Here is a 14,739-nt window from a genome sequence, read left to right as displayed (position 1 = left end):
TAACCTGAAGCGTGATGATCTCATCGGGCGTGAGGATAATCGGGAAAAATTCCCGATTCTGTCGGGAAAACGGGTGCGGATACTGCCCGACCTTTTGTGGCTGGCGCGCGAACGGCCCCAGATTACACTCCTCGCTCGACCAAACGGCGAAAATCAGAACAGCCGGTGGTGACGGATGGGAAGGCAGGGATGGGCGAGCGTCTTTGGTTCAAGCGTCGTTTGTTGATGGCGTCGGTTTCGACCGGGCTGGTGTCCGGGTTGGTTTTCGCGAGCCCTGCCGAGGCCGCTCAGGACGAAGAGACCAACGTCCAAAACCTGCCGCCGGTCGAGGTGGCGGCGCCGCCGCCTTCGGCGGCGAGGCGCACCGCGCCGGTGCGACCGGTCGCGCGCGTGGGAGCGCCGGGGTCAGCCGCCCCCAGGACCCGGCTCTATGTCTACCCCACCGCGCCGGGTACGGGCAGGGGTCTCGATGTCGACAAGGTCCCGTCGGCGATCAATGCCGTTGATGCCAGCCAGATCAAGCGCACGGGCTCGCTGAACGTGTCAGATGCGCTGCGCGACAACATCCCGGGCGTCAATATCAGCGAAGTCACGGGCAATCCGTTCACGCCCGATGTCGAGTTCCGCGGCTTCGTCGCCTCCCCCGTGACCGGCACGCCGCAGGGCCTTGCCGTGTATCAGAACGGTGTCCGTATCAACGAGGCGTTCTCGGACGCGGTCAACTGGGACCTGATCCCTACCGCCGCGATCAGGTCGGTGACGCTGGTGACCAACAACCCCGCCTTCGGTCTCAACGCGCTGGGCGGCGCGATCAACTTGCAAATGAAGGACGGCTTCACCTATCAGGGCGCCGAGATCGACATGATGGGTGGGTCGTTCGGCCGCATCCAGGGCTCGGCGCAATGGGGCAAGCAGGTCGACAAGAACTACGCCGTCTATGCCGCGCTCGAAGGCTTGCACGACAACGGCTTCCGCAATTTCTCTCAATCGGACGTACGGCGCTTCTACGGCGACGTCGGCTACAGGGCGGGCGACAGCGAATTCCACGCCAATATGGGCGTGGCCAAGAACGATTTCGGCGCCAGCGCGACCGTTCCGGCCGAGCTGCTCGACAAATATTGGGGTGCGACCTATACCACGCCGCAGACCACGTCCAATCGCGTCGGTTATCTCAACCTGACCGGCAAGGTCGACGCGACACCGACCTGGACGCTCGAAGGTACCGCCCATGTGCGCAGGTTCGAGCAGAAGGTCGTCGACGGCAATCCGACCGACGTGGAGGAGTGCGGTGCAGATCCGGCGTTGCTCTGCTTTGGCGACGACACCACACCCGCCAACGGTGCGGGCGGCGTGCAGCTTGCCAACCCCTTTGCTCCGGGAACGATCCTCGGCGAAATCGATCGGGGCTCGATACGTTCGACCACGTTCGGCGTGTCGGGACAGGCCACCAACACCGATCAACTGTCCGGCCACGACAACCGCTTCGTGATGGGCGCAACCTATGACGCCAGTGTCACGCGGTACAACGCCACCGCCGAGATCGGCTCGATGGGCGAGAACTACGTCGTCAGCGGCAGCGGTGTCTTCCTGGGAGCGACTCCCACGGTAGACCCCGTTGCCGGCCCCGCCTCGTTGCGGACCGTCAATCAATACAACGGTCTCTACGCGATGGACACGTTCAACGTCACGGATGCCTTCGCCATCACGGGCGGCGGCCGCTTCAACGCGGCGCGGATCTCGCTGGAGGATCAACTCGGGACCGCGCTCAACGGCGATCACACCTTTACCCGCTTCAATCCGATGATCGGCGGGACCTACAAGATCACGCCGGGATTGACCGCTTATGCCGGCTATTCCGAGGCCAACCGCGTGCCGACGCCGCTCGAGCTCGGCTGCGCGGATCCCGCCCGGCCCTGTCTCATCGCGGCGTTCCTTGTTTCCGACCCGCCGTTGAAGCAGGTCGTCTCCAAGACCGTGGAGGCCGGCTTCCGCGGCACAAAGGAGCTGAATATCGGCACGCTCGGATGGAAAATCGGCGGCTTTCGCGCCACCAACTATGACGACATCGTAGCGGTGCCCGTCGTTGGGCGGACGGGCTTTGGCTATTTCACCAATGTCGGCCGGACACGGCGGCAAGGGTTGGAAGCAGAGGTCAACATCAAGTCGCCCACGCTCCAATTCCAGGCCAGCTACGCCTTCGTCGACGCGCGCTTCCTCGATCCGCTCGAACTCGGCTCGGAAAGCCCGTTCGCCGATGACGCCACTGACACCATCCAGGTCAGACCCGGCAACCAGATCCCTGCGATCCCGCGCCACCGCGTCAAGGTCGGCGTCGATTACGCCGTGACCGACGTCTGGAAGGTCGGCGGCAACGCGCTGTTCGTCTCCAGCCAATATCTCGTCGGCGACGAGTCGAACCAGTTCGCGAAGCTGCCGTCCTATACGGTGTTCAATCTCCACACGTCCTACCAGGTGACGAAGAACATCCAGCTCTACGGCCGCGTCGACAACGTGTTCGACAAGCGCTACGTCACCTACGGCCAGTTCTTCGACCGTGAGGCCTTGCCCAACTTCACCAACGGCGGCAACGACTTCATCGACCCGCGTTCGCTGAGCCCGGCACGGCCGCGCGCGTTCTATGCCGGGATGCGGGTGACGTTCTAGGCGCCTACGAAGCGCGGCGGATTCAATGTCGGCGCAGGACTCAAAGCGCGATGCGGTAGGGACGATTCGTTGTCGCGCTTCGGGTCATTCTTCGAGCATGATCTTTTCGGAAAGCCGCTGCATACTTTTCCGGATCATGCTCTGAACTAGGCCAGTCCCAGGCCACCATCGACTGCGAGAACTTGGCCCGTCATCCATTGCGAGGCGGGTCCTGCAAGCTGCACGATCCATCGCGCGATGTCGTCGGGAACGCCGCGCCGACCGAGCGGAATTCGCGCGCGCTCTTCGTCCTTGACGGCTTCTGCCGCTTCCGCGGACAGCCCCATCATTCCGGTCAAGGCGCCGGATTCGGTCGGGCCGGCCGCGACCGCATTCACCCTTATTCCAAGTGGCGCGAGCTCGAGCGCCCAGCAGCGTGTCAGGTGCTCCAGCGCCGCCTTGCTTGCGGCGTAGTGGGACAGTCCCGCGGCCGGCCGGTGACCAAACGTCGAGGAAATGTTGATGATGGTGCCCCGCGTTGCCTGCAGGTGAGGAAGGGCGGCGCGGGCCAGCAGGCTCGGACCGACCACATTAACGGAAAAGATGTCCGCGATCCGCTCGGCCGCAACATCCGACAACGGAAGGATGGCTCCTGCGCCGGCGTTGTTGACGAGCGTGTCCAGCCGGCCCCATTTACCGATCGCCTCGGCGATGGTCCGCTCGGCGTCTTCTGCGGAAGCGGTATCCGCAATCAGGCCCGCGATGTTCTGATGCTCCGCCATCGTCTTCTCAATAGGCCCGGCACGACGGCCGGTGATGAGCACCTTGTCGCCTTGGCTGGCGAAACGGAGAGCTGCGGCTCGACCGATGCCGGAACTGCCGCCCGTGATGATGATGACTTTGCTTTCTTGCATGTTCGTTCGCCTGGTTGAGCCGTTCGAAATCGCCGGAGCGCCCGTAGACCAAGGCTTCGGCGTCGACGGCTCAGTGCATGTGGAGTCCAGGGCGCAGACTCATCCTGATGAGCGCGCGCCCCGGTTTGGATTCGGTCCGGCAAGCCGCTCAATAGTCCCAGGACACGGGCACCCAGCGGAAAGCGTCGCCGGCGACCGCGACATGACCGACCGACGGGAACGGCATATGCGTGGCCACCAGCAGCTCGCGGTTCGCCGCAAGCTCCCGCAAAAGGTTCACTCTGACGCGGGCGGCTTCCTCGGGATCGTGTTCGAATCCGTTGTGCCAGTCAGGGTGTTCGAACCCGACGGTGAACACGAGGTCGCCGGCGAATGTCAGTCGCTCGCCGCCGGAGGTCAGGCGGACCACGCTGTGCCCGGGGGTGTGACCGCCGGTGCGGCAGACCACCACCCCCGGCGCGACCTCGAATTCGGCTTCAAACGTCCGGAGCTGGTTGTGATATTCGTGCGCGAACCGTTTGGCCGTCTGTCGAAGTGCGTCGGGGAATCCCGGCGGCATGGAGACGCGGGAGAAATCGGGCGACTCCCAAAACTTGACTTCGGCGGCTGCCACATGGATCCGCAGGTCCGGACGCAGCCGGTCTTTCACGCCTTCGACGAGCAACCCGCCGACATGGTCCATGTGCATGTGGGTCAGCACCACGTCGGTCACGGATGCCAGATCGATGCCGGCGGCCTCCAGTCGCTTGACCAACTGCCCGGCTCGCGGAAGGTGCAGGTCCGGGTCCAATCCGAGCCCGGCGTCGATCAGAATGGTCTGCTCTCCGCTGCGCACCACGACCACGTTCAACGCCCAGTCGAACGCGTCCGGCGGCAGGAACATGTCGTCCAGCCAGGCCGCGCGGACCGCGGGGTCGGCATTGTGCGCCAACATCTCGGCGGGTAGCGGCAGCACGCCGTCGCTCACCACCAGCACGTCGATGTCGCCGACCTTCAGGGCGTAGCGCGACGGGACAAGCTCTTCGGGCTTCGATGTCGCGGGGTAGGAGGTGTTGTGCAGGTTCATGTTGGTCTCCTGTTGCGGTTCTTGTTCTGGCTGATCTTCGTTTGAGCAGGCCGCGGCGCCAGGGGGCTGCCGCCTGCCATGGCGTCGTGCGTTAGAGGCTGGTCACGCGTTCCGGATCGGCCGATGCGAGCGCAGCGGCACGTTCGGCCTTCGGCGGATAGATCCAGACGGTGTTGATCTCTTGCTTCGTCTTCTTGGCGACATCGCCGACCATCTCGACCTTGCGATCCCAGCCGCGGGTGAACAGTGCGCCGGCTTCGCCGAGATCGAGACAGGTGACGTAGGCCTTCTGGTGATAGGGCCTGGTGGGAACGCCGAGCAGCTCGGCGGCGGCATTGTTGCCCGCGAAGGCGCCCATGCGCGTGGCGTGCTGGCACGACATCAGTGCGTAATTGCCCTCGTCGTCGCAGGCGGCACGGGCCGCGTCGCCGGTCGCGAAGACGCCCTCGACGCCCGGCACCCGCAAACAGCGATCGACCAGCAACCGGCCGAAATTGTCGCGCTCGGCGGGAATTTGAGCCGTCAGAGGGGCCGCACGAATACCCGCCGCCCAGATCACGGTCTCGGTTTCGATGTGCTCGCCGTTCGACAAGGTGACGCCGGATTCGTCGAGCGAGGCGACCCCGGCCCCGAGGCGGGTCTCTACGCCGAGCTTGCGGAGGGCGCTCTCGATGACTGGGCGAGGACCTGCGCCCATGTCGGGTGCGATCGCGCTGTTGCGCTCGACGATGATGACGCGAGTCTTGGCATCCGCGCCGAGGATTGCGCGGAGCCGCGCCGGCATTTCGGTGGCCGCTTCGATGCCGGTGAAGCCGCCGCCGGCGACGACGATCGTGTCGCGTCCGTTCACGGCCGGCCGCCTGGCGAGGCCATGCAGGTGCCTGTCGAGCGCAATCGCATCGTCCAGCGAATCGACGCTGAAGCCGTGCTCGGCAAGACCCGGAATGTTCGGGCGGAACAGCCGGCTCCCGGTGGCGGCCACGACGCGATCGTAGGAAAGCGTCTTCCTGGTGCCCTTCGTCGTGGCGATCTTCACCATGCGGGATTGGGTCTCAACCGTCTCGACGCTGCCCTGAACATAGGTGACGTCGATCGCCTTGAGCACGTCGAGGAGCGGCGCCGTCAAGGTTTCCGGATTCTTCTCGTAGAGGCGCGGGCGGACGACCAGCGTCGGCTCGGGTGCGACCAGCGCGATCTCGAACTCGTCGGGCGAGACGCCCCGAATCTCGCGCAGGCGGGCAGCGGAAAGAGCGGCATACATGCCGGCAAAGCCGGCGCCGATGATGACTAGTCGCATTGACGGTCTCCCTTGGTTGATCTTCCCGGACACAGGCGCGTTGCCGCCGCCGCTACCGGTTTGCGGCAAGCCCTGTTGCGGTCGGCAACGACGCGAAGGTTGAAGCGAATTCGCAGGCGCTCAATGGACGGGGCAGCCGAGCGGCCAGCCTTGACGAAAGACGATCGACGGCGCGGACTTGCGGCTCCAGTCCCGATAGGGAAGGCGGGAGTCGTCTCCGGTGATGACTGAAATCACCGGGTGAGCGCGTTGTACGGATGGCGGCGGAATGTCGTCACCTGCGGTTGAAGTGAAGCGAACGGTCAGCGTGAGTCCGTACACGACCGCGGTCGCGAGACCCTTGCGGGATGAGGTGATTGCCAGCCGGTGGACGAAATCTTTCCCGATCATCATCTCTCTCCGTCGTGGGATTGGACATGATGATGATCTAACCGATCAGGGGTGCCGCTGCCCCAGAGCGATTGCTGCCGCTATAGAGCGATTGCTGCTAACGGATGCGCCTGCGCCAATCGCTCGGCGTTTCGCCGGTCAGCTTCCTGAAGGCCGCGGCGAACGCCGTCTGCGAGGAATAGCCAAGCGCCGCAGCGATCGAGACGACCGGTTCGTCGCTCTCCCGCAGCATGTTCATGGCCTGCTCGAGCCGGTGTTGGCGCAGCCAGGCATGCGGCGAGAGTCCGGTGCTCTCCTTGAAGGCGCGGCAGAAGTGAAAGCGCGACAGGCCGGCATCGGATGCCAGCGCATCGAGGGAGACGTCCGCATCGCTGTCCGAGCGCAAGCGTTCGATCGCGCGGAGCAGGACCTTCGGCGACAGCCCGCCCATGGTCGGATGGAACGTGGCCGGCGAACCTGTGTGCGCAGCCAGGACGCGCGTGGCAAGAAGATCCGTCACCTGATGCCGGAACAGCGTATCCAGGACCCCGTGGCCTTCGAGCGCATCCGCTGCACTCAAGAGCAGTCGGGACGTGATGGGATCAGGGTGCGCCGTCCGCTCCAGCAGGTCGGCCGCTCCTGCGATCCCGGCCTCGCCGGCAACGCGCTTCAGTGTCGCATTCGGAAGGTAGAGTTGCACGACATCGACGGGCTTCGGAATGTCCCATCGGGAGCTCGATCCTTCCGGAATGATGATCACGACGCCGGGGCGAAACGTGCCGATCGAAACCGATCTTCCCGACCGGCGCTCCATGCGTTGGATCACGCCGTTATACGCCATGATCACGTGGTGGCTCATGGGCTCGACGACGTCATGCAATGGATCATGGTTCCAATGCGCGATTCCGGCACCGGAGGAGTCCAGGGCCATGCGGGTCGGTTCGGTCCCGAGCACCCGCGCCATCTCCACGTCGGCGGCGCGCCGCTCGGACATTGCGCTATCGGCGGGTTGCGCGCTGGGGACGGGCGGCTGGCCCCTGGACGAGGGATTGAGCATGAGTGCGGTGCTCCCGGTCATTGCATAGCTCCTTGATCGCTGGCTGCCTCGGATCAGGGGCCGTATTTGTACGGGTCGGCGCGGGTTCTATGCGGCGCGGGGGCTTCGGGTCTTGCCTGAAACGGTTCTGTTTTGCCCGATCCCGCTCCAGGCAATCGTTGCGGTTTCACAAACGCACGATGAGCGACGATGAGCTGTCGCGCGGCCCGACGGACGAGGCCTGGCGCCGCCTAGCCGTTAACCGATCAGAAACCATGGAAAATGATCTGAAAGTTTTACTGAAACTGCTCGGTCCTCTCCGCGTCGATGTGGCGGAGGGCCGTCTGATGACAGAACGCCAGTTGAGAGAGCAGGAATTCCTGATCGCGCGTTACCGGCATTTGGAGCGCGAAGTGACCGACCCGCTTGCCGCGCATCTGCTTCACAGCATCATCGAGGAGCTTGAGGCCGAGCTGCGCAAGGAAAGACCGGATTGGCACGGGCACGGTCATTAACCGTTTGTTCGCACTGATGATGCCAATGATCCGCATGGCAATACCAGGGGAGACTGCTCCCATGCTGGAGGACGGCACCTACGCGGCGTGGTACAGCACGCCGCTCGACCAGGGTACCGGGATCGTCCATGTCGCAGACGGCCAGATTTGGGGGCGTGACAGCCTGATGACGTATCACGGTTCCTGCAGGGTTGACGGCGACCGTTTCACCGCGACCGTGTCGACGAAGCGGCATACCGATGGGCGGGCAACGGTCTTCGGCGTTGAAGATGAGCTCACGCTGGACATCGAGGGATACTCCCTCGGCAAGATTGCAAGATACACCGCGACGGCCCGGCAGGTGCCGGGAATGATCCTCCATGGCACGCTCATTCTGACGGAACAGCAGCCGCCGGCATGTGCCAAGCAGGCGCAGGCGTTCAATCCCGACAAATTGCCAAAATTGCCGAAGCGCTCGCGCTGATCTCTCTTTTCGGGCTGCCGCCCCAGGAAGCCAAGTGCGATCCTCTCGTTTTGGGGGGCTCTGATGGGCATGTCGTGGGCCGCAATTCTGCATCCTCATCCCGCGCCCGCCGGCTTCTCAAACGGCCCGCGACTCGCCATTGTGCGCCGGCAACAACGCAAGAGTGGGGAAGCATCAATGACGGACAAGGTCTCGCGTCGCCAGCTTGCGAAGATCGCGGGGCTGTCCGCAGCCGGGATGACTGGCGCGCTCGACCAAGTCGAAGCCAAGCCGGGACGGCCGCCGCGCGGCGGGAGCGGCTTTCCAGCCGGCTTTGTCTGGGGCACGGCGACCTCGTCCTATCAGGTGGAAGGCGCGGTGAACGAGGACGGGCGAGGACCCTCGATCTGGGACAAGTTCGTGCGCATCCCCGGCAAGATCGAGGACGGCACCACGGGTGACCGCGCCAATGAACACTATCACCGCTACAAGGAGGACATCGCGCTCATCAAGGAACTCGGCTGCAAGGCTTATCGCTTCTCGGTGGCCTGGCCGCGGCTGTTTCCGGACGGCGACGGCAAGCCCAACCCGAAGGGGCTCGACTTCTACAATCGTCTCGTCGATGAGCTCCTGAAGAACGGCATCGAGCCGTGGCTGACGCTCTATCATTGGGACCTGCCCCAATCGCTCCAGGACCGTTTTGGCGGCTGGCGCTCGACGGAAACCTGCAAGATCTTCGGCGATTACGCGGCCTATGTCGCCGAGCGTCTGACCGACCGGGTCAGGAACGTGTTCACGCTGAACGAGAGCGGCCGCTTCGTCTATTTCGGTTACGGCATCGGCATCGACGCGCCGGGCCAGACGCTGCCACAAGCCGATGTCAACCAGATCAGGCACAACAGCGCGCTCGCGCACGGGCTCGCCGTTCAGGCGGTGCGCGCCCATGGCAGCCGCGGCACCAGGGTGGGGCCGGCCGAGAACGTCGATGCCTGCGCGCCCGCGATCGACACGCCTGAGAACGTTCGCGCCGCGGAGATCGCGCTGCGGGAGATGAATGCCGGTTATCTCAACGTCATCATGACGGGGCGCTATACCGACGCCTTCCTGAAATTCGCCGGGCCCAACGCGCCGAAGTTCACCGATGCGGAGCTAAAGATCATCTCCTCGCCGGTCGACTTCCTCGGCCTCAACATCTACGCGCCGAACAATTACGTCGTGGCCTCCGACCAGGGCGCGGGCTTCATGCCGCTGCCGATCCCGAAATCGTTTCCGCACATGAATTCGGACTGGCTGCGCGTCGGGCCCGAGACGATCTACTGGGTGCCGAAGCTTGCGGCAAAGGTCTGGAAGACGGATGCGATCTATATCAGCGAGAATGGCGCATCCGGCGACGATGCGGTGACGCCGGACGGCAAGATCTACGATACCGACCGCATCATGTATTTGCGGAACTATCTCGCCCAGCTCCAGCGCGCCACCAGCGAGGGCGTGCCGGTGCGCGGTTATTTCCTGTGGAGCCTGATGGACAATTTCGAGTGGGTCTACGGTCTGAACAAGCGTTTCGGGCTGTACCACGTCAATTTCGACACCCAGGTGCGTACGCCAAAGCTCAGCGCCAGTTTCTATCGGAACGTGATCGCAAAGAACGCGGCGGGAGCGTGAACTCTTCCCTCGTGTCGAGGTCGTCGTGCTCGGGCATCCACGTTCTTCGTGCCGGTGGCAAAGCGTGGATGACCGGGACAAGCCCGGCCATGACGTCGCCGAGGCTTTCGTGTAACGGAAAATCCAGCTGAAGGGCTTAAACGCCGCGCATTGACTCTCCTCGCCCCCTTATTCAGAACCGTCCTCGACGCTCATAACAGGAGGACAACCCCAATGGCTGACGCGCTGATCATCGATGCCTGCCGGACCCCACGAGGCGTCGGCAAGGCCGGCAAGGGAGCGCTCTCGGGCATTCATCCGCAGCAGCTCGGGGCAACCGTGCTGCGCGCGCTCGCGGATCGCACCGGCATCGATACGGCCGACGTCGACGACATCGTCTGGGGCTGCAGCGCGCAGGTCGCAACGCAAAGCGGCGATCTCGGCCGCATGTCAGCGCTCGATGCCGGCTACGATGAGCGCGCCAGCGCGGTGACGCTCGACCGCTTCTGTGGAAGCGGCATCACCAGCGTCAACATGGCCGCGAGCTCGATCATGGCCGGCACTGAGGACCTCGTCATCGCCGGCGGCTGCGAGATGATGTCGATGGAGGGACGCCGCGGCGGCGGTCCGATGATGATGGACTCCGGAAATCTGCGCCTTCGTGCGCGGCATCCGCAGTCGCACCAGGGCGTCTGCGCCGACGCGATCGCGACCATGGAAGGCATCACACGCAGGGATGTCGACGCGCTCGGGCTGGAGAGCCAGAAGCGCGCCGCGCATGCGATCGCGAACGGCCACTTCAGGAAGAGCCTCATACCCGTCCACCACGAAGACGGCAGCCTCGCGCTCGACCACGAGGAGTATCCGCGGCCGCAGACCACGATGGAAGGGCTCAGCAGCCTGAAGCCGGCGTTTCCCGCGATCGCCGACTACGCGCTCGACGACAAGGGCACGACCTATCGCGGCCTCATCCTGCAAAAATATCCCGATCTGAAGATCGACTTCGTGCATCACGCCGGCAACTCCTCCGGCGTCGTCGACGGCGCGGCCGCGATCCTCCTGGCCTCGCCCGCCTATGCCAAGGCGCACGGCCTCAAAGCCCGCGCACGCGTGGTCGCGATGGCCAACATGGGGGACTCGCCGACCCTGATGCTGAACGCGCCGGTGCCGGCCACGCGCAAGGTGCTGGCGAAGGCGGGCCTCACCATCGACGACATCGACCTGTTCGAGATCAACGAGGCCTTTGCAGTGGTGGCGGAAAAATATATCCGCGACCTCAAGCTCGACCGCGCCAAGGTCAACGTCAATGGCGGCTCGATCGCGCTCGGCCATCCCATCGGCGCCACCGGCTCGATCCTGATCGGCACCGTGCTCGACGAACTCGAGCGGCGCGACCTCAAGCGCGGACTCGTCACCATGTGCGCCGCCGGCGGCATGGCGCCGGCCATCATCATCGAGCGCGTCTGACCGACCGGGCGCTCGCTTTCTCCCTGTTTTTACGAGGAGGAAGACCGGCGACATGCGATCCGGCCCTTATTTTTCAGGGTGAAACGCGACCGGCCTTTCACAAAGAGGCCGGTCGTCGCTTGTCGAAAGTGGCGAATCAGTTCTAGCAAGATGTCGTGCGGGCCTTTGAAACAAGGCAAAATCCGCTGCTCGAAGCTTCTTCCGCTCTGGAAGTAGCTAAAATGCAGGGTTTTTTGCCACAGCGGGGCAAAAAGCCCGTAAAATCGCGATAAGACTGTGCAGAAGGCTATAGGCCTTCGCCGGTTGGTCTAATATGCAGCCGTCACGAATCAGAGGAGACACGATGGCAACCCAAATGTCCAAATCGCAGTTGATCGAAAAGATTGCGACCGCCACAGAGCTTTCCAAGCGCGACGTCAAGAACGTCATGGAGACGCTGACCGACGTCGGTCACAAGGAGCTCAAGAAGAACGGCCTGTTCCTGGTGCCGGGCTTCGCCAAGTTCGTGGTCATCAAGAAGCCCGCGACCAAGGCGCGCAAGGGCACCAACCCGTTCACGGGTGAAGAGATGATGTTCAAGGCCAAGCCGGCCCGCAAGATCGTCCGCGCCCGCCCGGTCAAGGCGGCCAAGGACGCCGTGTCCTAAGAACGCAAAGGCCCCCTTGAACGAGGGGGCCTTTTGTTTGGGGCAGCCGCGAGGGCTCGAGACGGAGGGCTCAACCCTTGCGGCGCTTCACCCGGATCGGGACCGGCTGAAGCCGCGGCTCGGGCGCTGCAAGCGTATCGCGAACCCGGTCGATCGCGCGATCGAGCAACTGGCGTAGCCGCTGCGCTTTCCGCGATCTCTTCGCCCTGTCCAGCAGTTTCTTCATCGCATTCACTCCGCAGCTTCGACCTTGGCATCAGTCGGCTCGAGCGCCGCGGCGATCGCCTCGTCGACGCGCTCCAGCCAGATGAATTCGAGGTTGTCCCGCGCGCTCTTCGGGATGTCGTCATAGTCCCGCTTGTTGCGTGCCGGCAGCATCACCCGCTTCAAGCCGGCGGCAGCCGCAGCCACCACCTTCTCCTTGATGCCGCCGACCGGCAGCACCAGGCCGCGCAGCGAGATCTCGCCGGTCATCGCGGTGTCGCTGCGCACCGTACGGTTGGTAAGCAGGGACGTCAGCGCCGTGAACATGGCGACGCCCGCGCTCGGCCCGTCCTTCGGGGTCGCGCCCGCCGGGACGTGAACGTGGATGTCGCTCTTCTCGAACAGCTGCGGATCGATGCCGAGCTGCGAAGCTCTGCTCTTCACCAGCGTCATCGCAGCCTGCACGCTCTCGCGCATGACGTCGCCGAGCTGGCCGGTCAGGATCAGACTGCCCTTGCCGGGCACGCGCGTTGCCTCGATGAACAGGATGTCGCCGCCGACCGGCGTCCAGGCGAGTCCGGTGGCCACGCCGGGAACGCTGGTGCGCAGTGCGATCTCGCCTTCGAAGCGCGGCTGGCCGAGCACCGTGGCGATGTCCTTCGGCGTCACCACGACCTTCGTAGCCGTGCCTTCGGCGACCTGCACCGCGGCATGGCGGAACAGCTTGCCGATCTCGCGCTCGAGATTGCGCACGCCGGCCTCGCGGGTGTAGCCCTTGACGATGAGCTTCAGCGCCTCCGGCTCGATCTCGGCCTGCTCGGCCGTCAGGCCATTGGCCTCGAGCTGCCGCCGCACCAGATAGCGCTGCGCGATCTCCAGCTTTTCATCCTCGGTGTAGCCGGCGAGGCTGATGAGCTCCATGCGGTCCAGCAGCGGACCCGGGATCTGGTCCAGCATGTTGGCGGTCGCGATGAACACCACGCGCGACAGGTCGAAGGGCACGCCCAGGTAATTGTCCCGGAACGTCCCGTTCTGCTCGGGGTCGAGCACCTCCAGCATGGCAGCGGAGGGATCGCCCTGAACGCCGCGGCCCATCTTGTCGATCTCGTCCAGCATCATGACGCAGTTCCGGCTGCCTGCCTTCTTGATGCCCTGGATGATGTTGCCCGGCAGCGCGCCGATATAGGTGCGCCGGTGGCCGCGGATTTCGGCCTCGTCATGCACGCCGCCCAGGCTGACGCGCACGAAGGGGCGGTCCATCGCACGCGCGATGGATTGGCCGAGCGAGGTCTTGCCGACGCCGGGCGGGCCGACGAAGCACAGGATCGGCGCCTTGCCCTGCGGAGCGAGCTTGCGGACCGCCAGATATTCGATGATCCGGCTCTTGATCTTCTCCAGGCCGAAATGATCGGCATCCAGGACGGCTCGCGCCGCCTTGATGTCGATCGGCTTCTCCGCGGGCAGCGCCCAGGGCAGCTCGATCAGCCAGTCGAGATAGGTGCGAACCATGCCGGCTTCGCCGGCGGCTTCCGGCATGCGCTCGTAGCGGCGTAGCTCCTTCTTCGCGTGCGCGTCCGCCTCCGGCGGCATGTTGGCCTTGGCGATGGCTGCCGTCAGTTCGGCGACCTCGGCCGCCTTGCCGTCGCCTTCGCCGAGCTGGCGCTGGATGGTCGCCATCTGCTCGCGCAGGATCGCCTCGCGCTGCCGCTCGTCGAAAGAGGCCTTTGTCTTCTGGCCGATCTCGTTGGAGATGCGCAGCACCTCCAGCCGCTCGGCCAGATGCTTCGACACCTTCTCGACGCGCAGGGCGAGGTCGATGGTCTCCAGCACCTCCTGCTTGTCCTGCGGCTTGATGTCCATGAACGAGGTCGCCAGATCCGCCAGCGCGCCGGGCGCGGTGGTGCCCTGGAACATCGCGGCCAACTCGGGCGGCGCCTGCGGCAGCAGCTCGATCGCCTCGATCGCCTGGCGCTGCAGGTTCAGCGCCCGCGCCTCGATTTCGGGCGAGGTCGTGGTCGGCTCGGGGATCTGCTGGATGCGCGCAGCCGGGAACGGCGTCCCCGGCAGGAAGTCGAGGATGCGTGCGCGCTGCACGCCCTGGCAGACGATGTGATGGGTGCCGTCGGGCGCGGTGATGTAGCGCACGATGTTGGCGATGGTGGCGACCCTGTAGAGGTCGTCCGGCCCGGGCTCCTCGGTCTCGGGGCTGCGTTGCAGGACGATGCCGACCGGCCGCTGCTCGCGCAACGCCTGCTGCGCGGCGGCGATGGACTTCGCCCGGCCGATCGTGATCGGGGCGATGGCGCCGGGAAACAGCACCATCTCGCGCACGGGAATGATGATCAGCGCGTCGTCGGGGATCTTCACGTCGTTGTTGGTCTGTTCGTTGTTCATCTGTTCGGTGGCCATGATCGACCTCAGGATTTGGCGAGGCGCAATGCGACGCAGCCGTCCATCACGAAGCGGCTGATGGCGTAGCGGCCAAGGGGGAGTGCGATG

Annotated in this window: 13 protein-coding genes and 1 pseudogene; 6 read left to right on the top strand and 8 right to left on the bottom strand. The window is 64.7% G+C overall.

The annotated features are described in order from the left end of the window. The first annotated feature begins 189 nt into the window (after positions 1–189). Positions 190–2,664 (top strand): TonB-dependent receptor, encoded by a 2,475-nt coding sequence (locus IC50_RS13860; RefSeq protein WP_193374120.1) that lies wholly within the window; start codon positions 190–192, stop codon positions 2,662–2,664. 146 nt (positions 2,665–2,810) lie between these two features. Here the strand turns inward: IC50_RS13860 and IC50_RS13855 are convergent, their stop codons facing one another. The 5 genes from IC50_RS13855 to IC50_RS13835 all read right to left on the bottom strand — a co-directional run bounded on the left by IC50_RS13855 (position 2,811) and on the right by IC50_RS13835 (position 7,367). After that, positions 2,811–3,557, bottom strand: coding sequence for an SDR family NAD(P)-dependent oxidoreductase (locus tag IC50_RS13855; protein WP_035705224.1), 747 nt, complete (start codon positions 3,555–3,557; stop codon positions 2,811–2,813). Between the two features lie 148 nt (positions 3,558–3,705). Then, entirely contained in the window at positions 3,706–4,623 is a 918-nt protein-coding gene (locus tag IC50_RS13850; protein WP_035705223.1) for an MBL fold metallo-hydrolase, read from the bottom strand. A gap of 91 nt (positions 4,624–4,714) precedes the next feature. Further along, entirely contained in the window at positions 4,715–5,920 is a 1,206-nt protein-coding gene (locus tag IC50_RS13845; protein WP_035705219.1) for an NAD(P)/FAD-dependent oxidoreductase, read from the bottom strand. Between the two features lie 120 nt (positions 5,921–6,040). Next, positions 6,041–6,313 (bottom strand): hypothetical protein, encoded by a 273-nt coding sequence (locus IC50_RS13840; RefSeq protein ID WP_050990989.1) that lies wholly within the window; start codon positions 6,311–6,313, stop codon positions 6,041–6,043. A gap of 94 nt (positions 6,314–6,407) precedes the next feature. Beyond that, complete coding sequence (locus IC50_RS13835; RefSeq protein ID WP_085973728.1) at positions 6,408–7,367, bottom strand: helix-turn-helix domain-containing protein; 960 nt, start codon at positions 7,365–7,367, stop codon at positions 6,408–6,410. Between the two features lie 158 nt (positions 7,368–7,525). On the opposite strand from IC50_RS13835, the gene IC50_RS39100 reads away from it, so the two are divergent. The 5 genes from IC50_RS39100 to IC50_RS13810 all read left to right on the top strand — a co-directional run bounded on the left by IC50_RS39100 (position 7,526) and on the right by IC50_RS13810 (position 12,036). Further along, on the top strand, positions 7,526–7,840 hold the full coding sequence (locus IC50_RS39100; protein WP_081492434.1) for a hypothetical protein: 315 nt from the start codon (positions 7,526–7,528) through the stop codon (positions 7,838–7,840). Positions 7,841–7,901: 61 nt separating this feature from the next. Further along, positions 7,902–8,303, top strand: a complete 402-nt coding sequence (locus tag IC50_RS13825; RefSeq protein WP_035705215.1) for a hypothetical protein — start codon at positions 7,902–7,904, stop codon at positions 8,301–8,303. 177 nt (positions 8,304–8,480) lie between these two features. Beyond that, entirely contained in the window at positions 8,481–9,944 is a 1,464-nt protein-coding gene (locus IC50_RS13820; protein ID WP_035705213.1) for a GH1 family beta-glucosidase, read from the top strand. 213 nt (positions 9,945–10,157) lie between these two features. Next, on the top strand, positions 10,158–11,390 hold the full coding sequence (locus IC50_RS13815) for an acetyl-CoA C-acetyltransferase (RefSeq protein ID WP_035705211.1): 1,233 nt from the start codon (positions 10,158–10,160) through the stop codon (positions 11,388–11,390). Positions 11,391–11,733: 343 nt separating this feature from the next. Beyond that, positions 11,734–12,036, top strand: a complete 303-nt coding sequence (locus IC50_RS13810; RefSeq protein WP_035705209.1) for an HU family DNA-binding protein — start codon at positions 11,734–11,736, stop codon at positions 12,034–12,036. A 70-nt stretch (positions 12,037–12,106) separates the two neighbouring features. Here IC50_RS13810 and IC50_RS42460 read toward each other — a convergent pair whose 3' ends face one another. From IC50_RS42460 to IC50_RS43890, 3 genes and pseudogenes are all read right to left on the bottom strand, one after another. After that, positions 12,107–12,262 (bottom strand): hypothetical protein, encoded by a 156-nt coding sequence (locus IC50_RS42460; RefSeq protein WP_193374119.1) that lies wholly within the window; start codon positions 12,260–12,262, stop codon positions 12,107–12,109. A 5-nt stretch (positions 12,263–12,267) separates the two neighbouring features. After that, on the bottom strand, positions 12,268–14,649 hold the full coding sequence (gene lon, locus IC50_RS13805) for an endopeptidase La (protein ID WP_035705207.1): 2,382 nt from the start codon (positions 14,647–14,649) through the stop codon (positions 12,268–12,270). Between the two features lie 8 nt (positions 14,650–14,657). Continuing rightward, a pseudogene (locus IC50_RS43890) lies at positions 14,658–14,739 on the bottom strand (Hsp20/alpha crystallin family protein); the annotation flags it as partial.

Source organism: Bradyrhizobium genomosp. I (2014) (assembly GCF_000261685.1).
In the GTDB taxonomy this organism is placed as follows: Bacteria; Pseudomonadota; Alphaproteobacteria; order Rhizobiales; family Xanthobacteraceae; genus Bradyrhizobium.
This window is presented reverse-complemented; position numbering and strand designations above follow the sequence as displayed.